We start from the raw sequence: 18,670 nt of genomic DNA, 5'->3' as shown, positions 1-18,670 counted from the left end.
CTGCCATGAACCTCTCGCGCGCCAGCGGCATCCTGTTGCACCCGACCTCTCTTCCTGGCCCGCATGGTTCGGGTGACTTCGGCCCCGACGCCTACCACTTTGTCGATTGGCTGGCCGCTGCACGCCAGACCTATTGGCAAATTCTGCCCTTGGGCGATATAGGCCCGGGCAACTCACCCTATATGAGCAGTTCGGCCTTTGCTGGCAATGTGCTGCTCATCGATCTGGCCGATCTGCAGCAACAGGGCTGGCTGCCCGCAGGTGAATTGCGGGCAGACCCACCCTTTGGTGACGACCGTGTCGATTTCGCCCGTATGGTGCCGTGGCGTACGCAGCAGCTGTCAAACGCCGCACGCCGGTTCAGCGCCCGCGCCACCCCCGAGCAACTCGCCGACTACCAGCGCTTTTGCACCACCCACGCGGCCTGGCTGGACGACTACGCCCTGTTCATGGCCTTGGCCGAGTCCCACGCCTGGGCCGAATGGAACACCTGGCCCGATGGGCTGGCCCAACGGTTACCCGCGGCGCTGGCGGCGGCGCGAGAAAAACACGCCGAACGCATCGCTTTCTGGAAATTCTGCCAATGGCGTTTTTTTGACCATTGGGCGCGCCTCAAGGCCTATGCGAATACACGCGGCATACGCATCATCGGCGACGCACCGATCTTCATCGCCTACCAGAGCGCCGAAGTCTGGGCCAGGCAGGAACTGTTTGAACTCGACACCCATGGCCGCGCGCGCGTGGTCGCGGGTGTTCCGCCCGACTACTTCAGCGCCACCGGCCAACGCTGGGGCAACCCGCTGTACCGCTGGTCGGCCCATGCCGATGAAGGTTTTGCCTGGTGGATTACACGCATACGCCACACCTTCGGTCTGGTCGACCTGGTGCGCATCGACCACTTCCGCGGTTTTGCCGATTACTGGGAAGTGCCGGCTTCCGAGCCCACGGCCATACATGGCCGCTGGCTGCCGGCCCCCGGCGCCGCGTTGTTCGAAGCCGTGCACGCCGCGCTCGGGCCGTTGGCCATCATCGCCGAAGACCTGGGCATCATCACACCCGCAGTGGACGCGTTGCGCCGCCAGTTCAATTTCCCTGGCATGCGCATCCTGCACTTTGCATTCGGTGGCAATGCCGACAACGCCTACCTGCCGCACAACTACGACCGCAACACCGTGGCCTATACCGGCACCCACGACAACAATACCACCCAGGGCTGGTGGCACGAAGCCAGCGCCGAGGAACGCAGCCACGTCGCCGCCTACCTGGGCCGCGCGCCGGAATCACTGGACCACGACATCCACTGGGCATTGATACGCAGCGCCATGGCCAGCGTGGCCGACACCGCCATCGTGCCGCTGCAAGACGTGCTGGGCCTGGGCGCCGCCGACCGCATGAACCTGCCCGGCAAGGGGGAAGGTTATTGGGAATGGCGCTTCAACTGGGCGCAGTTCCAGCCCTGGCATGCCAGCACGCTGGCGCATATCGGCCAGGTGTTTGGCCGCGTACCGCCATAGGCCACGGTTGCCAACTTAGGGCTTTAAAGTCAAATGACCATGGGCGCTCTCAGGATGTGCCTAGCCAGCTACACTGTTGATAGCAAGCACAGCTATCGTCGCCGGCCCAAGACGTCGCGACGGACACCATGCCCAAACCAGTCTCTTATGGCGTACTGATACTGAACGAACATCGCTCAGTGCTGCTCGCGCACGTCACCGACCAACCCCACTGGGACATTCCCAAGGGCGGCGCCGAACCAGGCGAAACGCCGGTGCAGGCGGCTGTGCGTGAAACCTTTGAGGAAACCGGCATCACGCTGCAACCCGAAGCGCTGGAAGAACTCGGTCTCATGACCTACACCTCGAAGAAGAACCTGCACCTGTTCAAGACCCAGCTGAACACCGCCGACTGGGACCTGGCGCGGTGCCAGTGCACCAGCTTCTTCCCGCACTTCCGCACCGGTGTGGCCACACCCGAGGCCGACGCATTTCGCTGGGTCAGACTGGCCGACATTCCCATCTACTGCACACGCAACCTCACCGCCGTACTCACCCGGCTGATCAACTGACCGGGGCCTGGCCCGGCGGCCTCTTCTCCGCCGGCAGCGGCACTCTCTCAATGGGCAGCCGCAACCACATACAGCTCCCTTGGCCCGGCTCGGAGTGGATCTCGACCCGCCCTCCCAGGCGCTGGGCACGCTGCTGAATCGAGCGCAGCCCGCGCCCTGACGGCGGCATCGTGGCATCAAAACCCTGGCCGTCGTCGGTGATACACACTTCCACCTCCTGGGCTCCAGCCGCCGCGCTGATACACACACGCTGCGCCCGTGCGTGCTGGATGATGTTGCTCAAAGCCTGCTGCACGATGCGCATCACCTGCAAAGCCTCGGGCGGGCCCAGCCAGTGCAACGGCGGCAGGTCTTGCATCTCCCACTGCAATTGAATGCCGGCTTGTTCGAGCCGACGCCCGGTGCGAAAGCGCAACGTGGCCAGGAGCGCCACCAGATCGTGGTCCAGGGGCTCCAGCGAGTCGATCACCACGCGCAAGTCGTCCAGGCACTCATGCAGGGTATGCACCAATTCATCGGGTTGCAGCTGGCCACGCTCGGCGTGCGCCAGCGCCGACACCAGCGAAGAACCCAGGCCATCGTGCATGTCCTGCATCAACCGGTGCCGCTCCAGCAGCAAGGTGCGTTCACGCTCCACCTCCATCAAGCGCTGCTGGTGCAGCCCCAACTCGTGCGCCAGATCACGCGCCACATGCCGCTCGCGCATGGAGGCGCGCAACGCGCCTTGCACTCGCACACCAAACAACAGAATCACACCGTACAAGGCGCCAAAGCCCGCGGCCATGGGCATGGCATACGGCAACGTTGGATGCTGCAGCAGCGCCGCGGTGTTGACCACGGCCACCGGCAGGACCGCACAAGCCTGCATGGGCGGTGTGGCCGGCGCATTGACCACACAAAAAATCAGCATGGCATTGAACAGGCTGGCAAAGACCAGCACCGACACCGGTGCCTGCAGCAGCAGCCACGGCACCAGACCCCAGCCCGCACTGCTGACAAAAATAGACAGCAGCAACCACGGCATCCAGCGCGCAATGCCTTCGCGTAGCGAGGGCGCGCGCTCCATCTGCAGTACCACCAGACCTTGCAGAAAATAGTTGGCCAGAATCACCCCGGCCCAGAGCATGCGCACACGCTCGGCGACAAACTCGTGTCCACCCAAGGCGGCAGCCACCGTCACCATGGACGCGGCCACCAGCGACACCCGCCAGTGGGCCATGAACAAGGCCACGGAATCCTCGCGCACCCGCTCGCGCAGCGGATCCGGCCCGGCCGTTGCGGGCTTGGCCTCAGTCATCCACCAACCCCATCTTGCGCGCCTCGTACACCGCTTCGGTCTTGGTATGGACCTGCAGCTTGCGGTAGATACGTTTCACATAGGTTTCCACCGTGTGCCTGGAGAGCTTCAGCAGGCTGGCAATTTCCTCGTAGCTGTAACCCTTGGCACTGAGCTGCAGCACATGCCGCTCCTGGCTGGAAAGCAGCGCGCGCTGGGCATCGGCCGCAGGCGCGTCCGTGGCCTGCGGGTCAGCCGTGGGGGCGCCGAAACGCTTGAGCAGCCGCCGGGCGATCGCCGGGCTGATGGGGCTGCCGCCGGCACACAGTTGGCGAATCGACTCGACCACATCCATGCCGCGTGCATCCTTGAGCAGATAACCCACCGCACCGGCCTCTATACACTGCGTCACGACCCTGTCATCGGCAAACACCGTGACCACCATGGAATGGCATTGCGGCAACGACTCTTCGGCGCGGCGAATCAACTCGATGCCGCTGCCACTGGGCAGGCCGATGTCAACCAGCAGCACGTCGGGTGCGGTCAACGCCAGCAGGCGCAGACCCTCGGGCAGGTCGTCGGCCACGCCCACCAGGCGCAAATCCTCCGCACCTTCGAGCGCCTCGGTCACGGCCGCGCGAAAGGCAGGATCGTCCTCCACCACCAGTACAGCATGCGACATGGCCGCAGTGTAGTCCGATGCCCGCCCGGCATCACACGCCAGCGCCGTCCCGGAAGTCCGGTACAGCCCCTGGACTTGGACAGCAGCCAGGCGCATATTCCGGCCACATTCCAATGCACAGACAGCGGTCGCCCCATTCATGCGCTTGATGCGTTGGCTACGCCTACCTCACGATGGAGATCTCCATGCCATACCCAATCGTTTCAAGCTGGGCCTCGGCCAAGGCCGCAGCCACAGTTGCCGCCGCCGCGCTGGCAAGCATGCTGCTGGCCGTCCCCGCTGCAGCCACCCCGGTGCATCTCACCGGTCAATCCACCGTAGGCTCCGGGCCCGGCGGAGGCAATCCCTACCTGGCGGCCGGCACCGTGGTGAGCGCCGACCTGCGTTTCGACGTCTCGGGCACCACCTCGGCCTCTGGCAGTTTTCCCTTGATCACCCAGGTTCAAGGCACTTTCAGCTGGAACGACGGCGCACTCAGAACCTTCAATGTGGGGCCGTTCTTTCTCGGCAGCTCCAGTGTCAGTGGCGCCATGGAGCTCATATTCAAGGGCACGGCCCCGGTGATCAACGGCCTGACCACAGAGCTGTTCGGCTTCGACCTCAACATCGGCACCACGCCCTACGTAGACGGCTTGCAATGGGACAGCTTGCTGCCGGGCAGCACCATCACCAGTTTCCTGACCCTGATAGGGCCGCCAGGCGGCGGCGCCGGTCGGTTGGACATCGACGAAGAAACCTCGGCCAGCCTTGTCCGCGTGGCCGTCAACAATGTGCCTGAACCCGGCACCGGCTGGCTGGCCTGCATGGCGCTGGCCGGCTGGCTGGTCGGCACCCGCGGCAAGAGGCAAAACATACGGACGGCATAAAACCACTCGGCCCATGATCCGCGCCAGGCCGGCTCGCGGGCTCTGTCGTGCAGACATCCACGACGCCAGGCAGACTCAGGTCCGCCACTCTGCCTGGAATTTTTGCTGAAAGAGGCGCGCACTCAACTGCATGAAAACATAGTTGATCTTGGCCATGCGCAACAACATCGACTCAAGCGCGCCGAGATCCAAAGGCCCGGCCTCGGCAAACATCTACACCCTGACCTTGTTCCATTTCTTCTGCACACCGCGCATTTGCTTTCGCTCCGCGTCGTCGTGAAACAAGGCTTCCACCGAAGCCGGCTCAATGTTCTCGGAACCACGCAAACGTGCATTGTTTCGAGCACAGCACGCGCAGGCCAAGCATTAACAAGGTGGTCTACACCTCAGCAGAGGCCCCCCAGCTTGTCGGCATGAATATTGCGCTCGTGGAAAGCGGCAACTTGTCAGCGTGACACCGCGCCGCTACATTGTATTTTTTGAGGAATCCACATGTCGACCGACCTCGCAAGCAAGACCCCAGCCTCTTCGGTGCCGCCCTCCTCAACGGCCACCCCCAGCGCCAATACAGCCCAGCCCAACAACGGCGCCCACATCCGCCTGACCTCGCACGCGGGCGGCTTTGGCGCCCTGCCCATCCGTTGGGCCGCCGCCAGCGCCGCCGAACGCGGGCCGGTGGTCGGCACCACCACCAAACGCAGTCACCGCAATGTGATCGGCACCCACAGCGGCTCCTACAGCATTTACCGTGCGCTGGCCGTGGCGGCTGGCGCGCTGTCGCCCAAACACAAGGCCGACCTGACCAACACCGCGCCCACCGACATCATCGGCCCCTATCCACAGTGGAGCGAGCCCGGCAAGATCGTCTCGCTCGACCCCTGGGGTGGCATGGTGCAAGACGCGTTTGCCAGCGAACTGGCCGCGGGCTACGACATCCGCCCCACCATCGCCGTGACCAAGGCCCACGTGATCCTGCCCGAGGTGATAGAGGCGCTGCAAAAGGGGCGCCTCAAGGCCGACGGCAAGTTCCTCACACCGAATGGCGCAGCACTCGTCACCAAGGCCGCGATCGAGCCCGTGTGGTACCTGCCCGAAGTGGCGCGCCGCTTCAATTGCTCGGAAACCGACCTGCGTCGCGTATTGTTTGAAGAAACCGGCGGGATGTACCCCGAGTTGGTGACGCGTTCCGACCTGGAGGTTTTTCTGCCCCCGATTGGCGGCCAGACCATTTACATCTTCGGCAACCCGCGCGACCTGGCCAACCCCGAGGTTGAACTCACCGCGCGCATCCACGACGAATGCAACGGCTCGGACGTGTTCGGCTCTGACATCTGCACCTGCCGCCCCTACCTCACCCACGCGATTGAAGAATGCATTCTGGGCGCCCAGCGCGGCGGGGTCGGCCTGGTGGCCTACTCGCGCAAGGAAGGCCGCGCCTTGGGCGAGGTCACCAAATTCCTGGTCTATAACGCACGCAAGCGCCAGGTGGGAGGCGACACCGCTGACCAATATTTCGCACGCACCGAATGTGTGGCCGGCGTGCAGGACATGCGCTTCCAGGAGTTGATGCCCGACGTCTTTCACTGGCTGGGCATCAAGAAGATCCATCGCCTGGTGTCTATGAGCAATATGAAGTACGACGCCATCACCGGCTCGGGCATCGAGGTCGGTGTGCGCGTGAACATCCCCGACGATTTGATCCCGGCCGACGCCCGTGTCGAGATGGACGCCAAAATGGCCGCGGGCTACTTCACCCCAGGTGCCGTACCCGACGCTGCCGAGCTGAAAATCGCCAAGGGACGGGAACTGGACGCATGACGATCACTATGAATTCAGAAGCATCTTACGCAGACCCGGAGAGCGCTGTAGCCCTTTTGCGCACCACAAAGGCAGTCCGTGCAAGGGCGCAGGCGCTGCTTGCGCGCGCGCGCGCTGGCGAGTCGCGCTGGTTCAGCGTCGACAACAGTGCCATGGCGACTGCGGCGCAGGAAGTGGCTGCCGTCACGCGCTACAACTACCCCGCTCTCAACATCCCGTTCCATAGCCGTTGGCGCCATTTCGAGGCCGGCCAAGTGGACCGCAAGGCCGTGCTCGATTCCGCCATGGGCGCCAAGGGCCACCTACACGCCGCAGACCGCGCGCGCACCTGGATAGACCTGGCCGTGGTCAGTGTTTTGCTGGACGCGGGCGCAGGCGCCGACTGGAAATACCTGGAGGCCGGCAGCGGCAAAAGCTTTAGCCGTTCCGAGGGACTTGGCGTTGCCAGCTTACACGCCTTCATGGCGGGGCTTTTCTCCAGCGAGGCCGAACATCCGCTGCAGGTCGATGCCCAAGGTTTGCGGCGCATCACCAGCGCGCAGTTGGCCGAAGCTTTTCAGGTCACGGCAGACAACCCCTTGGTTGGCCTGGAGGGCCGCGTGGTGTTGTTGCGCCGCCTGGGCGAAACCCTGGCCGAGCAGCCCGCAAGCTTTGGCCCCAAAGGCCGTCCCGGCGGTTTGTTCGATGTATTGGCTGGCGCCAATGGTGTGGCGGTGCCCGCCACGGCCGAGGTCTCGGCGCACGACATCCTGGCCGAACTTCTGGCGACCCTGTCGCCTATCTGGCCGTCTGCCAACCAGCTCGGCGGCATCGCCCTAGGCGACTGCTGGCGCCACGCTGCCGTATCCGGCCCCGGCCTCAGCAACGGCTGGATGCCCTTCCACAAACTCTCGCAGTGGCTGAGCTACTCGTTGCTCGAACCCTTTAGTTGGGCGGGCGTGACCGTGCGTGGCCTTGACGACCTGACCGGTCTGCCCGAATACCGCAATGGCGGGCTTTTCCTGGATGCCGGTGTGCTGCAACTCAAAGACCCGAGACTGGCGCAACAAGCCTGGCAGGCACACGACGAATTGATCGTGGAATGGCGCGCTCTGACGGTGGCGCTGCTCGACGAACTCGCACCGCTGGTACGCAAGGAGCTGGAACTGTCGGCCGACACCATGCCCCTGGCCTGTGTGCTGGAGGGCGGCACCTGGGCCACCGGCCGGGTCTTGGCACAACGCTTGCGAGGTGGCACACCGCCGCTGAACATCGTGAGTGATGGCACTGTTTTCTAAAGACGGCTAAAACAGAGACACAATATTAAATATGAATAACGTACACCTGGTCGACCACCCGCTGGTCCAACACAAGCTCACGCTGATGCGCCGCAAAGACGCCAGCACCAACACCTTCCGCCGTCTGCTCAACGAGCTGAGTTCCCTCATGGCCTACGAGGTCACGCGCGACATGCCCATGCAGGAAGTGGATGTGGAAACGCCGTTGGAGCACATGAAGTCCAACATCATCGACGGCAAGAAGCTGGTCTTCGTGTCCATACTGCGTGCCGGCAACGGCATTCTGGAAGGCATGCTCAGCGTTGTGCCCGGCGCGCGCGTCGGCCACGTCGGTCTGTACCGCGACCCGAAAACCCTGGTCGCCGTGGAGTACTACTTCAAGATGCCCAAGGACATGCAGGAGCGCGACATCGTCATCGTCGACCCCATGCTGGCCACCGGCAACTCGGCCATCGCTGCGGTGGACCGCCTGAAAGAACTGAACCCCAAGTCGATCAAGTTCGTCTGCCTGCTGACCTGCCCCGAGGGCATTGCGGCATTGCACAAAGCCCACCCGGACGTGCCAATCTACACCGCTGCCATCGACCGCCAACTCAACGACCACGGCTATATCCTCCCCGGCTTAGGTGACGCCGGTGACCGCATCTTCGGAACTCAATGACAAGAGTGGCCCGATAGGGGAACATCGCGGAACTGGCTTTGCCAGGCTGCAAATGTTGCCCCCTGCAAGGGGGTGGGGTGGGCGCGACACAAAGTGCGCAACCTGGGAGTGTGCTTAGTTCCGTGGCTCGTTTTTTGCTCGTTGGTTTCTTCAAAATAAATGGAGGTTTTATGACCGGCTTTGCTTCTGATCCGTCTCGGCGTTATCTGCTTGGTGCGTTGAGCCTGAGCAGTCTGGCGATTGCAATGTCCTTGCCGCTGCCCGCCATGGCGCAGGCCAAGTTGAAGGTGGCGGCGGTCTATACCGTGCCGTTTGAGCAGCAGTGGGTGAGCCGCTTGCACAAGGCGCTGAAGGCGGCCGAGGCGCGTGGCGAAATCGAGTACAAGGCCAGTGAAAACGTCGCCAACGCCGACTACGAGCGTGTGATGCGCGAATATGCCACCGGTGGCAACCAACTCATCGTGGGCGAAGCCTTCGCCGTCGAGGCCGCTGCGCGCAAGGTGGCCAAAGACTTTCCCAAGGTGGCCTTCTTGCTGGGCTCGTCCGGCAAACCACAGGCACCCAACTTCTCGGTGTTTGACAACTACATCCAGGAGCCGGCCTACCTCAGCGGCCTGGTCGCGGGCGGCATGACCAAAACCAATAAGATCGGCTTGGTTGGTGGTTTTCCCATTCCTGAAGTCAACCGGCTGATGAACGCCTTCATGGCCGGTGCCAAGGAAGTCAATCCCAAGGTGGAGTTCAGCGTGAGCTTCATCAACAGCTGGTTCGATCCGCCCAAAGCCAAGGAAGCCGCGTTCGCCATGATAGACAAAGGCGCCGATGTGTTGTACGCCGAGCGTTTTGGCGTGAGCGACGCGGCCAAGGAAAAAGGCAAGCTGGCGATCGGTAACGTCATCAACACCCAAGCGCAATACCCCGAAACCGTGGTCTCGTCGGCGCTCTGGAACTTCGAACCTTCAGCCGACCGCGCGATCAAGCTGGTCAAGGAAGGCAAGTTTGCCGCTGAAGACTACGGCCCATACTCGATGATGAAACACAAGGGTTCCGAACTGGCGCCATTGGGCACGTTCGAGAAAAAGGTGCCGGCCGAAATTGTGGCCAAGGTCAAAACACGCGAGGCCGATATTCTGGCCGGCAAGCTCACCATCAAAGTCGACGACAGCCAACCCAAGTCAACAGCCAAGTAACGGCGAAAAGAAGTCCCGGCAAGTACAGTTTTTGCCGGATATGCAGCCCGGTCGCGCCGCTACTGGGAAAAATAAGCCGAACACTGGGCCGCAGCGCTTGCGTTGCGGCCTATCTACCTTCTGCTGCCCCGGCGACTCGCCCTGATCCTCAGAGCCCCAGGCTGTCGCTGCCAGAAACTGAGAAATCTGGCGTAGAGGTCTTTTCCGAAACGGCTGTCATGGAACCGGATGTTGGCACCACCGTTGATTCTGACAGCGCCCCATCACGCATAGGCAACCACAGTGTGGTGTTGCGTCCATTGCGTTTGGCGGCATACAGCGCCTGGTCAACAGACTCCAGCGCGTCTTCGGGGTTGTGCACGCCTTGCGGCACACAAGTGGTCACGCCTAGGCTGACGGTGACGTATGGCGCCACATGCGAGTAAGCGTGGGGCAGCGCCAAAGCCGCAATCGCCAAACGGATTCTCTCGGCCAGTTGCTGAGCCCCGATCTGCTCGGAGCCGGAAAGAATCATGATGAATTCCTCTCCGCCGTAACGCGCCAAAAGATCCGATGGGCGGCTCAACTGCTGCTGCACCGTTTTTGCCAGCGCTTGCAACACACGGTCGCCGGCCGGGTGGCCATAACTATCGTTGTAGTTCTTGAAGCAGTCCACATCCATCATGATCAGCGACAAGGCACTGTCGCTGCGCAGGGCCCGGCTTAACTCCACCGGCAGACGCTGGTTGAAAAACTTGCGGTTGTAGACGCCAGTCAAGCCATCGATCACGACCTCTTTGCTGAGTTGTTCGCTGCGCGACTGCAGCACCTTCTCCCGGTGTATGAACAAACTGGTGTCAACGATTTGGATCACGCAATGCCGTGTTGCCGTGCTATCCGCGGCATCGGCCTGCAGCGGGATCAAGGTGATGGTCTGCGGAATACGGGTGCGCACCCCTACCTCTGGCAGCGCGCCGGCCAGCAGACGAAACAGCGGCAAGGGGTGGCGGTGCAGCACGTTGGACATCACCACGGGCAAGTCGTACTGCAAAGCGTTGCCCAGGGCGCGCAGAAAAGGGGCACTCATGCCCGCACCCCAGATGTCCTGCAGCATACGGCCATGCGCCTCCTCAGGCGTCACGCCGCTGTGCCGTTTCATCCAGGCGTTCCAGTGCTGCACACGACCGTCAGCATCCAAGATCACCACGCCCATGGCGAGCACATCCGACACTTGCCCCCAAGGCAGTGGAACAGCGGCAGAAGAGGCCTTCATGACAACGCGCTCAGATGCGATCCAAAAACCTGTTCAGAGCGTCCAGCAACTCGTTCAAGGAGTCTGAACTCAGCAAAAAAACCAGATAGCCATGGATGGCACGTTTTTCAATCGTCAAATCCATGTGCAACACCAAAATCACCGGCTGCGAGGAACTCGAGGCCAACGTTTTCAGCACCGCACCGGCATCGTCCACCAGATACTCTGGCAGCGTGCTCGCAAAAGGAATGGCCAGCAGGTCGGAGATGGCCGCCATGCAGCCATTCATGATGATGTTGCCCAACTCGCACATGGCCTCTTGCTCAAACTCGACCAGATCTTCCAAGCCCATCTGCGAGTGCAACATGTCTTGCACGATTTCCAGCGCACGTTCTTCGCGAAACATCAGCGAGGCGTCAAGGTTGAGCTGCCCGCTGAAGCGCTGGCGCACGGCCCCGACACGCGCGCCGGTCAGTGAAAGCGTGCCAGCAGAGATGTCGTTGCGATGGTAGAACTTGACCTCGGGCACCGACAACTTGACTTCTTCGCCGACGATTTCGCTCAAACTCGCGGCGGCCCGCCCTGCCCCGACATTGAAGATTTCGGTCAATGCGTCTAGGTGCAAACCGTCGATTTTCATGAGGGGGTGGACTCGAAATACTGCAGCGCTTCGGACACGCTGCGTTCCGTCACGGGTTTGGCCACAAACAACACGCCCAATGCCGAAGCACGCGCCTTCTGGCTTTCCTGCACATTCGCCGAGAAAAGGACCAAGCGTACGGTTGGGTGTTTTTTAAGCAGCCGTTCAGTCACCTCGGTGCCGTCCATGCCGGGCATGTTGATGTCCATCGTGCAGTAGTCAACACCGCCCTCCGCCACGCTGGCCAGGGCTTCATCCCCGTTGGCTGCTTCCAGCAAAGTCCAATGTGGCCGCTTGGCTTGCACCAGGCTGCGAATCATCATGCGCGACACTCGGCTGTCGTCTACGATCAATAGTTTTTTTTGTTCCATGATGCGCTTGGTTTGTACTCGCCTGCCATAACTTGCAGGCGGCACAGGTCTCTCGTAATTCAACTGACTGCAAACGTTTTGAAATGTGCACCGGCCCTTGACATCTACAAGGCACAAGTGCCACACACTTATGTTACGAGCTTACCAGCGTTCGTCCCCATGTCACGCTCGTCAAACTATATGATTGATAACAGATCGGATCAACTTATTAACTAGCCACAAAAGAACACATATTGACCGCCATTCGTTCATATCTACCACCCAATACCTGAGTCAAAGTGTTACGTTTAACGAAAATATCAAAACGCTTCGGAAACGTTCAAGCCAATAGCGATATTTCGTTGGCCTTGGAGTCCGGCGAAGTGTTGGGGCTGTTGGGCGAGAACGGTGCCGGCAAGTCGACACTGATGTCCATACTGTTTGGCCATTACGTGGCGGACAGCGGCCACATCAGTGTGTTTGGTCAACCGCTGCCACCGGGCCAGCCCCGTGCGGCATTACAAGCCGGCGTGGGCATGGTGCACCAGCACTTTGCGCTGGCCGACAACCTCTCCGTGCTCGACAACGTGATGCTCGGCACCGAGGCTTGGTGGCGCCCCGTGTCCGACACGACGGCCGCCCGCGCCAAACTACAGGAGGTGGCGCAACGTTTCGGGCTGCACATCGACGTCGATGCACGTGTCGCCGGTTTGTCGGTGGGTGAACGCCAACGGGTGGAGATCCTCAAAGCGCTTTACCGCGGCGCACGCATCCTGATACTGGACGAGCCCACCGCGGTGCTCACACCGCAGGAAAGCGAGGCCTTGTTCGACACCTTGAGCCACATGGTGGCGCAAGGTTTGGCCATCATCTTCATCAGCCACAAGCTCGGCGAGGTGCTGCGTGTGTCACACCGCGTGGCTGTGCTGCGCCACGGCAAACTCGTGGCCGAAGCCCCTAACACCCCCGAGCAGGCGCTGACACAAAGCCAGTTGGCCCAATGGATGGTTGGCCATGCGGTCGATGCGCCGGTGCGCCGCCCGGCACAAGATGTGGGCGCGCCGGTATGTGTGATGGACCACGCCAGCACGGTATCGGCAGACCCGCTGCGCGATGTCTCGCTGCAGCTGCACGCCGGCGAAATCGTGGCGGTAGCCGGTGTCTCGGGCAATGGCCAAGTGGCCTTGGCCGAGGTGTTGTGTGGCACACGCGCGCTCAGCGGCGGCAGCGTGCAGTTCCTGGGGCAGCCGCTACGCGCCCAGCCGGCTATCTTGGTGGCACAGGGTCTGGCGCGCATTCCCGAAGACCGCCACGGTGTGGGCGTGGTAGGCGATTTGCCGCTGTGGGAAAACGCTGTTTCCGAGCGCCTGCACAGCCGGATTTTTTCACGCTGGGGCTGGATTCGGCGCAACGCCGCGCGCGCCTACGCAGCACGTGTGGTGCAGGCTTTTGATGTACGCGGCGGGGGTTTGTTTTCCCCGGCCCGCGCTTTGTCGGGAGGCAATATGCAAAAGCTGATTCTGGGCCGCGCCCTGCTCGCGCCGGACGGCACGCCGCCTCGGCTGATCGTCGCGCACCAACCCACCTGGGGGCTGGACATAGGCGCCGTGGCCACCGTGCAGCAGCACCTGATCGCCTCCCGCGATGCCGGTGCCGCGGTGTTGCTGATCTCCGACGACCTGGACGAAGTGCTCACGCTGGGCGACCGCGTGGCCGTGATGCACGGCGGCCACCTCGGCACGCCCCGCCCCGCCACCGAATGGAGTCGCGCCGAGATTGGCCTGGCGATGGCCGGGCTTGATGCACAAGAGGTGGCATCAGCATGAGGCTTGAGAAACGCAACAGCAGCTCCGCGCTGGCCTTGCTGCTGGCCCCGATAGGCGCCGCCGTTTTCACCTTGCTGGTGTGTGCGCTGCTGGTGTTGTGGGCTGGCGCACCCGTGGGGCAAACCTATGCCCTGCTGTTCAAAGGCGGTTTCGGCTCGGTGTTCGCGCTCAGCGAAACACTTACCCGCGCCATTCCGCTGATCCTCACCGGTCTGTCGGCCACCGTGGCATTCAAGGCAAGGCTGTTCAACATTGGCGCCGAAGGCCAACTCTACGCCGGGGCGCTGGCGGCGGTGCTGGTCGGCGGCCTGCACGGCGGCACCGGCCTCGAATGGTCGCCATGGGTCCTGTTTCCGCTGATGCTGCTGGCCGCGGCCCTGGCCGGGGCCTTGTTGCTGCTAGGCCCGACCTTGATGAAAACCCGGCTGGGTGTGGATGAGGTGGTGACCACGCTGCTGTTCAACTTCATCATGCTGCTGGGTGTGTCGCTGGTGCTAGACGGCCCCATGAAAGACCCCGGCGCCATGGGCTGGCCCCAAAGCGTGGGCCTGCAGGAGGGGCTGGAGCTTTCCAAGCTGATAGCCCAAACCCGTGTGCACAGCGGATTGCTGATCGCCATGGGCCTGGCGCTGGCGGTGTGGTGCATCTTCAAGTACAGCGTGCTGGGTTTCAACATCCGCGCCGTCGGCGCCAATGCGCGCGCAGCGGCGTTTGCCGGTGTGCGCGTCACACGCACCATGGTGTGGGTGGCCTTGTTGTCGGGTGCATTGGCCGGGTTGGCGGGCGCCATAGAAGTTGCGGGCCGCACCGGCTATGTCACGCTGGACATGTCGCCGGGTTATGGCTACACCGGCATCGTCATCGCCATGCTGGCCGGGCTGCACCCGATTGGTGTATTGGCCGCAAGCGTTTTTGTGGCGGGTGTGCTGGTCGGGGCGGACAGCATGAGCCGCGCCATCAACGTGCCAACCTATATCGCCGACGTCATCGTCGCCGCCTCGCTGCTGTCGGTGCTGGTGGCCAGCATGTTGACGCAATACCGGGTGCGCTGGAAATGAACGCCTTGCTCGAAATTCTGGCCAACCCGGCCTTTTGGGAAGCCACCTTGCGCACCGCCACGCCGCTTTTACTCGGCACCTTGGGTGTACTGCTGTGTGAGCGCGCGGGCGTGCTCAACCTGGGCATAGAAGGCATCATGGTGGCCGGTGCATTCGCCGGCTGGCTGGCGGTGTACTGGGGTGCGCCACTGTGGGGCGGTGTGTTTGTGGCGGCTGCAGTCGGCGCGCTGCTGGGCTTGCTGCACGCATGGCTTACCGTCGGCATGGCCTTGTCGCAACACGTCTCGGGCCTGGGCATCACCATGCTCGCCACGGCACTCAGCTACTTTGGTTATCGCGTGAGTTTTCCCAAGGTGAACACGCCCCCCACGATCACGCCGTTTGCCGACATGGCCTGGCTGCCCATCCCCATACTGCAACACCAGTCTGCGCTGACCTTGCTGGCCTTGCTGCTGGTGCCGCTGATCGCCTACGTGTTGTACCGCACACCGGCCGGCCTGGCGATTCGCATGGTGGGTGAGAACCCGCGCGCCGCCGAAGGCCAAGGGGTGTCGGTGGCGGCCACGCGTACCAGCGCCATCGTGGCCGGTTCGGCGTTGATGGGCGTGGCGGGCGCATTCCTTACGCTGTCCGCCTTCAATGCGTTTTTCTTCAACATGGTCAACGGGCGTGGCTGGATCTGCGTGGCGCTGGTGGTGTTTGCCTCATGGCGGCCCGGCAAGGCGCTGCTGGGCGCGCTGCTGTTTGCCTTTTTTGACGCGCTGCAGTTGCGCCTGCAGCAGTCGGGTGATGCCTGGCTGCCGTACCAGGTGTATTTGATGCTGCCGTATGTGTTGTCCATCGTGGCCTTGATCATGGTGGCGCGCAAAGCCAGCTACCCCCAGGCCTTGATGCAACCCTACCGCAAGGGAGAACGCTGAATGCAGATCTTGGGGCTGCTCGGCATTCTGGCGGCCCTGGCGCTGCTCATAGGCCTGGCCTACCGCGGCTGGAGCGTGTTGCTGCTCGCACCAATGGCCGCGACGGTAGCCGCCGCCGCTGCGGGCGAGCCTCTGCTGGCCCACTGGACGCTGACCTTCATGCAGGGGGCTGCGGGCTTTCTGGCGCAGTTCTTCCCGCTGTTTTTGCTTGGTGCCGTGTTCGGCAAGCTGATGGACGACAGCGGCTCGGTGCGTGCGATTGCCAGCTTCATGACCACCCGGCTGGGCACCCGCCGCGCCATGCTGGCGGTGGTGTTGGCGGGTGCGCTGGTGACTTATGGCGGTGTGAGTCTGTTTGTGGCCTTCTTCGTGCTTGCGCCCATGGCACAAGCGCTGTTTCGCGCAGCCAATATTCCGGCGCGCTTGATGCCTGCCGCGATTGTGCTGGGCACCTCCACATTCACCATGTCGGCCCTGCCGGGTACACCGGCGATTCAAAACGCCATTCCCATGCCTTTCTTCGGCACCACACCGTTTGCCGCACCGGGCCTGGGTATCCTGGCGGCGTTGGTGATGCTGGGGTTTGGCTTGTGGTGGCTCGCACGGCGCGAAGCCGCAGCGCGCAAAACAGGTGAAGGTTTTGAAAACCAGGCATCGCCGCCCAACGTAGGCGCCGATGTAAGCCACAACCCGGCCCTGCGCGAACGCATGAGCACCGCGCGCGAGTTCGACCCCAGCGAGTTGCACCAGGGCCGGCGCAGTGCCGATGAACCCAGCATCACCGTCGCGGTGTTGCCGCTGCTGATCGTGGTGGCGGTTAACCTGTTGATGAGTTTTGCCGTGCTGCCACACATCGATGCGGACTATCTGGCCGAACCACGATGGGGCGGCGCCTCACTCGCCGGGCTTGGCGGTGTGTGGGCGGTGATTGTGGCGCTGCTGGCCGCCATCGTGTGTGTGCTGGCGCTGAATCACCAACGCCTAGCGGCGCTGCGCGAAAGCATGGACGCCGGCGCCAATGCCGCCGTGTTGCCGGTGCTGAGTGTCGCCAGCCTGGTAGGCTTTGGCGCCGTGGTGGCCGCCCTGCCCGCGTTTGCACTGGTGCGCGACGTGGTGTTGAACATTGGTGGCGGCCCGCTGGTATCGCTGGCCGCAGCCACCAATGTGCTGGCGGCGCTCACCGGCTCGGCCTCGGGCGGTTTGTCGATTGCGCTCGATGCACTGGGTGGCACTTATCTGCAGATGGCGCAGCAGCAAGGCATCAACCCCGCGCTGCTGCACCGCGTGGCCGTGATCGGCTCGGGCACACTCGACAGCCTGCCGCACAACGGTGCCGTGGTCACGCTGCTGGCGGTGTGCGGCTGCACCCACAAACAAAGTTATTTCGACATCGTGATGGTCGGCATCGTCGGCGCACTGCTGGCACTCGCAGGCGTGATTCTGCTGGGCACACTGTTCGGCTCGTTCTAGGTTTCTCTTCAAAAAAAGCCCCACCATGCTTGACCTCATCATCCACAACGCCACCCTGCCCGACGGCCGCCAGCACATGGACGTGGGCGTCAGCGCCGGCAAGATCACCACCATCGAGGCTGCTCTTGCCGCGCCAGCGCACGCCACCGTGGACGCCGCAGGCCAGTTGCTTTCGCCACCGTTTGTCGACCCGCATTTCCATATGGACTCGACACTGAGCTACGGCCTGCCACGCGTGAACCAGTCGGGCACCCTGCTCGAAGGCATTGCGTTATGGGGCGAACTCAAACCGCAACTCACGCAAGACACCATCGTGCAGCGCGCGCTGGCCTATTGCGACTGGGCCGTGGCCAAAGGGTTGCTGGCGATCCGTTCACATGTCGACATTTGCGACCCGCGCCTGCTGGCCACCGAGGCGCTGCTGCATGTAAAGCAGTTGGTGCGCCCCTACCTCGACCTGCAACTTGTGGCTTTTCCACAAGACGGCATCCTGCGCAGCCCCGGCGCAGTGGACAACCTCAAGCGCGCGCTGGCCATGGGCGTCGATGTGGTTGGCGGCATTCCACACTTTGAACGCACCATGGCCGACGGCGCGGCCAGCGTCAAGCTGCTGTGTGAATTGGCGGCCGTTCAGGGCAAGCTGGTCGACATGCATTGCGACGAATCGGACGACCCACATTCACGCCACATCGAAACCCTGGCCTATGAAACCCAGCGCCTGGGCTTGCATGGCCGCGTCACCGGCTCGCACTGCACCTCCATGCACAGCATGGACAACTACTACGTCAGCAAGCTGCTGGCGCTGATCAAAGAAGCCGAGGTGAGCATCATTGCCAACCCGCTGATCAACATCACGCTGCAGGGCCGGCACGACAGCTACCCCAAGCGCCGTGGCATGACACGTGTGCCCGAGTTGATGGAGAAGAACATCAATGTCGCCTTCGGCCACGACTGCGTGATGGACCCGTGGTACAGCCTGGGCTCGGGCGACATGCTGGAAGTGGCCCACATGGGCCTGCATGTGGCGCAGATGACCAGCCAGGCCGGCATGCGCCAGTGTTTTGAAGCCGTGACCACCAACGCCGCCAAGCTGATGCACCTGCCAAACTACGGCCTCGCCCCCGGCTGCGATGCCAGCTTTGTGTTGCTGCAGGCGCGCGACCCGGTGGAAGCGATCCGCCTGCGCGCCAACCGCTTGATGGTCTGGAAAAACGGCCGCCTGCTGGCACAAAGCCCCGCAGCCACAGCCACGCTGCATTTGCCGGGACGGCCCACGAGCACCAGCTTCATGCAGGGTTAATACAGCAGGATACGAGCCAGCCCCAGCACCTGCGTTAAGG

At 62.7% G+C, this 18,670-nt stretch carries 18 protein-coding genes; 12 read left to right on the top strand and 6 right to left on the bottom strand.

Going from position 1 to position 18,670, the window contains the following annotated elements:
• Window positions 1–5: 5 nt before the first annotated feature.
• Together malQ and ACFQ95_RS04955 are read left to right on the top strand one after the other, a co-directional pair.
• Window positions 6–1,514, top strand: coding sequence for a 4-alpha-glucanotransferase (gene malQ, locus ACFQ95_RS04960; RefSeq protein WP_422829707.1), 1,509 nt, complete (start codon window positions 6–8; stop codon window positions 1,512–1,514).
• A 128-nt stretch (window positions 1,515–1,642) separates the two neighbouring features.
• Entirely contained in the window at window positions 1,643–2,065 is a 423-nt protein-coding gene (locus tag ACFQ95_RS04955; RefSeq protein WP_422829706.1) for an NUDIX hydrolase, read from the top strand.
• On the opposite strand, the gene ACFQ95_RS04950 is transcribed toward ACFQ95_RS04955, so the two are convergent.
• Window positions 2,058–3,362 carry a sensor histidine kinase gene (locus ACFQ95_RS04950; RefSeq protein ID WP_422829705.1) on the bottom strand — a complete coding sequence of 435 codons (1,305 nt, stop codon included), beginning with the start codon at window positions 3,360–3,362 and terminating at the stop codon, window positions 2,058–2,060. The genes ACFQ95_RS04955 and ACFQ95_RS04950 overlap by 8 nt on opposite strands.
• Window positions 3,355–4,023, bottom strand: coding sequence for a response regulator transcription factor (locus tag ACFQ95_RS04945; protein WP_422829704.1), 669 nt, complete (start codon window positions 4,021–4,023; stop codon window positions 3,355–3,357). Before ACFQ95_RS04945 ends, ACFQ95_RS04950 begins: the two co-directional genes overlap by 8 nt.
• 185 nt (window positions 4,024–4,208) lie before the next feature.
• Here ACFQ95_RS04945 and ACFQ95_RS04940 point away from each other — a divergent pair, with 185 nt between their 5' ends.
• Window positions 4,209–4,889: a hypothetical protein gene (locus ACFQ95_RS04940; RefSeq protein ID WP_422829703.1), complete on the top strand. Its 681-nt coding sequence runs from the start codon at window positions 4,209–4,211 to the stop codon at window positions 4,887–4,889.
• Window positions 4,890–4,964: 75 nt separating this feature from the next.
• Here ACFQ95_RS04940 and ACFQ95_RS04935 read toward each other — a convergent pair whose 3' ends face one another.
• Window positions 4,965–5,102, bottom strand: a complete 138-nt coding sequence (locus ACFQ95_RS04935) for a hypothetical protein (RefSeq protein ID WP_422829702.1) — start codon at window positions 5,100–5,102, stop codon at window positions 4,965–4,967.
• Between the two features lie 279 nt (window positions 5,103–5,381).
• On the opposite strand from ACFQ95_RS04935, the gene ACFQ95_RS04930 reads away from it, so the two are divergent.
• From ACFQ95_RS04930 to ACFQ95_RS04915, 4 genes are all read left to right on the top strand, one after another.
• A complete protein-coding gene (locus ACFQ95_RS04930) occupies window positions 5,382–6,707 on the top strand; it encodes a GTP cyclohydrolase II (protein ID WP_422829700.1) in 1,326 nt (441 codons plus the stop codon).
• A 56-nt stretch (window positions 6,708–6,763) separates the two neighbouring features.
• On the top strand, window positions 6,764–7,984 hold the full coding sequence (locus ACFQ95_RS04925) for a URC4/urg3 family protein (RefSeq protein WP_422829699.1): 1,221 nt from the start codon (window positions 6,764–6,766) through the stop codon (window positions 7,982–7,984).
• Window positions 7,985–8,015: 31 nt separating this feature from the next.
• Entirely contained in the window at window positions 8,016–8,645 is a 630-nt protein-coding gene (gene upp / locus ACFQ95_RS04920; RefSeq protein WP_422829698.1) for a uracil phosphoribosyltransferase, read from the top strand.
• A 245-nt stretch (window positions 8,646–8,890) separates the two neighbouring features.
• Window positions 8,891–9,835 carry a BMP family protein gene (locus ACFQ95_RS04915; RefSeq protein ID WP_422829843.1) on the top strand — a complete coding sequence of 315 codons (945 nt, stop codon included), beginning with the start codon at window positions 8,891–8,893 and terminating at the stop codon, window positions 9,833–9,835.
• A gap of 148 nt (window positions 9,836–9,983) precedes the next feature.
• Here the strand turns inward: ACFQ95_RS04915 and ACFQ95_RS04910 are convergent, their stop codons facing one another.
• Genes ACFQ95_RS04910 through ACFQ95_RS04900 form a run of 3 tightly spaced genes read right to left on the bottom strand, consistent with a single transcriptional unit; the run spans window position 9,984 to window position 12,077 of the window.
• On the bottom strand, window positions 9,984–11,087 hold the full coding sequence (locus tag ACFQ95_RS04910; protein ID WP_422829697.1) for a diguanylate cyclase domain-containing protein: 1,104 nt from the start codon (window positions 11,085–11,087) through the stop codon (window positions 9,984–9,986).
• A 10-nt stretch (window positions 11,088–11,097) separates the two neighbouring features.
• On the bottom strand, window positions 11,098–11,706 hold the full coding sequence (locus ACFQ95_RS04905; RefSeq protein ID WP_422829696.1) for a chemotaxis protein CheC: 609 nt from the start codon (window positions 11,704–11,706) through the stop codon (window positions 11,098–11,100).
• Complete coding sequence (locus ACFQ95_RS04900) at window positions 11,703–12,077, bottom strand: response regulator transcription factor (protein WP_422829695.1); 375 nt, start codon at window positions 12,075–12,077, stop codon at window positions 11,703–11,705. Before ACFQ95_RS04900 ends, ACFQ95_RS04905 begins: the two co-directional genes overlap by 4 nt.
• Window positions 12,078–12,412: 335 nt before the next feature.
• Between ACFQ95_RS04900 and ACFQ95_RS04895 the strand changes: the two genes are divergently transcribed.
• From ACFQ95_RS04895 to ACFQ95_RS04875, 5 genes are read left to right on the top strand one after another with little or no spacing between them, the layout of a single operon-like run.
• Entirely contained in the window at window positions 12,413–13,882 is a 1,470-nt protein-coding gene (locus ACFQ95_RS04895; protein ID WP_422829842.1) for an ABC transporter ATP-binding protein, read from the top strand.
• Window positions 13,879–14,940 (top strand): ABC transporter permease, encoded by a 1,062-nt coding sequence (locus ACFQ95_RS04890; RefSeq protein ID WP_422829694.1) that lies wholly within the window; start codon window positions 13,879–13,881, stop codon window positions 14,938–14,940. Before ACFQ95_RS04895 ends, ACFQ95_RS04890 begins: the two co-directional genes overlap by 4 nt.
• Window positions 14,937–15,860 carry an ABC transporter permease gene (locus tag ACFQ95_RS04885; RefSeq protein ID WP_422829693.1) on the top strand — a complete coding sequence of 308 codons (924 nt, stop codon included), beginning with the start codon at window positions 14,937–14,939 and terminating at the stop codon, window positions 15,858–15,860. Before ACFQ95_RS04890 ends, ACFQ95_RS04885 begins: the two co-directional genes overlap by 4 nt.
• A complete protein-coding gene (locus tag ACFQ95_RS04880) occupies window positions 15,861–17,330 on the top strand; it encodes a GntP family permease (protein WP_422829692.1) in 1,470 nt (489 codons plus the stop codon).
• Window positions 17,331–17,355: 25 nt separating this feature from the next.
• Entirely contained in the window at window positions 17,356–18,630 is a 1,275-nt protein-coding gene (locus ACFQ95_RS04875) for an amidohydrolase family protein (protein ID WP_422829691.1), read from the top strand.
• The last annotated feature ends 40 nt before the right edge of the window (window positions 18,631–18,670 follow it).

The sequence above is a fragment of the Variovorax sp. HJSM1_2 genome (genome assembly GCF_049316285.1).
In the GTDB taxonomy this organism is placed as follows: domain Bacteria; phylum Pseudomonadota; class Gammaproteobacteria; order Burkholderiales; family Burkholderiaceae_C; genus Rhodoferax_B.
This window is presented reverse-complemented; position numbering and strand designations above follow the sequence as displayed.

Coding starts and splice junctions, on each gene's coding strand:
- ACFQ95_RS04930 (WP_422829700.1), top strand. CDS start 5,382: ATGTCGACCGACCTCGCAAGCAAGACCCCAGCCTCTTCGGTGCCGCCC.
- ACFQ95_RS04890 (WP_422829694.1), top strand. CDS start 13,879: ATGAGGCTTGAGAAACGCAACAGCAGCTCCGCGCTGGCCTTGCTGCTG.
- ACFQ95_RS04915 (WP_422829843.1), top strand. CDS start 8,891: ATGTCCTTGCCGCTGCCCGCCATGGCGCAGGCCAAGTTGAAGGTGGCG.
- malQ (WP_422829707.1), top strand. CDS start 6: ATGAACCTCTCGCGCGCCAGCGGCATCCTGTTGCACCCGACCTCTCTT.
- upp (WP_422829698.1), top strand. CDS start 8,016: ATGAATAACGTACACCTGGTCGACCACCCGCTGGTCCAACACAAGCTC.
- ACFQ95_RS04910 (WP_422829697.1), bottom strand. CDS start 11,087: ATGAAGGCCTCTTCTGCCGCTGTTCCACTGCCTTGGGGGCAAGTGTCG.
- ACFQ95_RS04900 (WP_422829695.1), bottom strand. CDS start 12,077: ATGGAACAAAAAAAACTATTGATCGTAGACGACAGCCGAGTGTCGCGC.
- ACFQ95_RS04955 (WP_422829706.1), top strand. CDS start 1,643: ATGCCCAAACCAGTCTCTTATGGCGTACTGATACTGAACGAACATCGC.
- ACFQ95_RS04950 (WP_422829705.1), bottom strand. CDS start 3,362: ATGACTGAGGCCAAGCCCGCAACGGCCGGGCCGGATCCGCTGCGCGAG.
- ACFQ95_RS04940 (WP_422829703.1), top strand. CDS start 4,209: ATGCCATACCCAATCGTTTCAAGCTGGGCCTCGGCCAAGGCCGCAGCC.
- ACFQ95_RS04905 (WP_422829696.1), bottom strand. CDS start 11,706: ATGAAAATCGACGGTTTGCACCTAGACGCATTGACCGAAATCTTCAAT.
- ACFQ95_RS04875 (WP_422829691.1), top strand. CDS start 17,356: ATGCTTGACCTCATCATCCACAACGCCACCCTGCCCGACGGCCGCCAG.
- ACFQ95_RS04945 (WP_422829704.1), bottom strand. CDS start 4,023: ATGTCGCATGCTGTACTGGTGGTGGAGGACGATCCTGCCTTTCGCGCG.
- ACFQ95_RS04885 (WP_422829693.1), top strand. CDS start 14,937: ATGAACGCCTTGCTCGAAATTCTGGCCAACCCGGCCTTTTGGGAAGCC.
- ACFQ95_RS04880 (WP_422829692.1), top strand. CDS start 15,861: ATGCAGATCTTGGGGCTGCTCGGCATTCTGGCGGCCCTGGCGCTGCTC.
- ACFQ95_RS04935 (WP_422829702.1), bottom strand. CDS start 5,102: ATGTTTGCCGAGGCCGGGCCTTTGGATCTCGGCGCGCTTGAGTCGATG.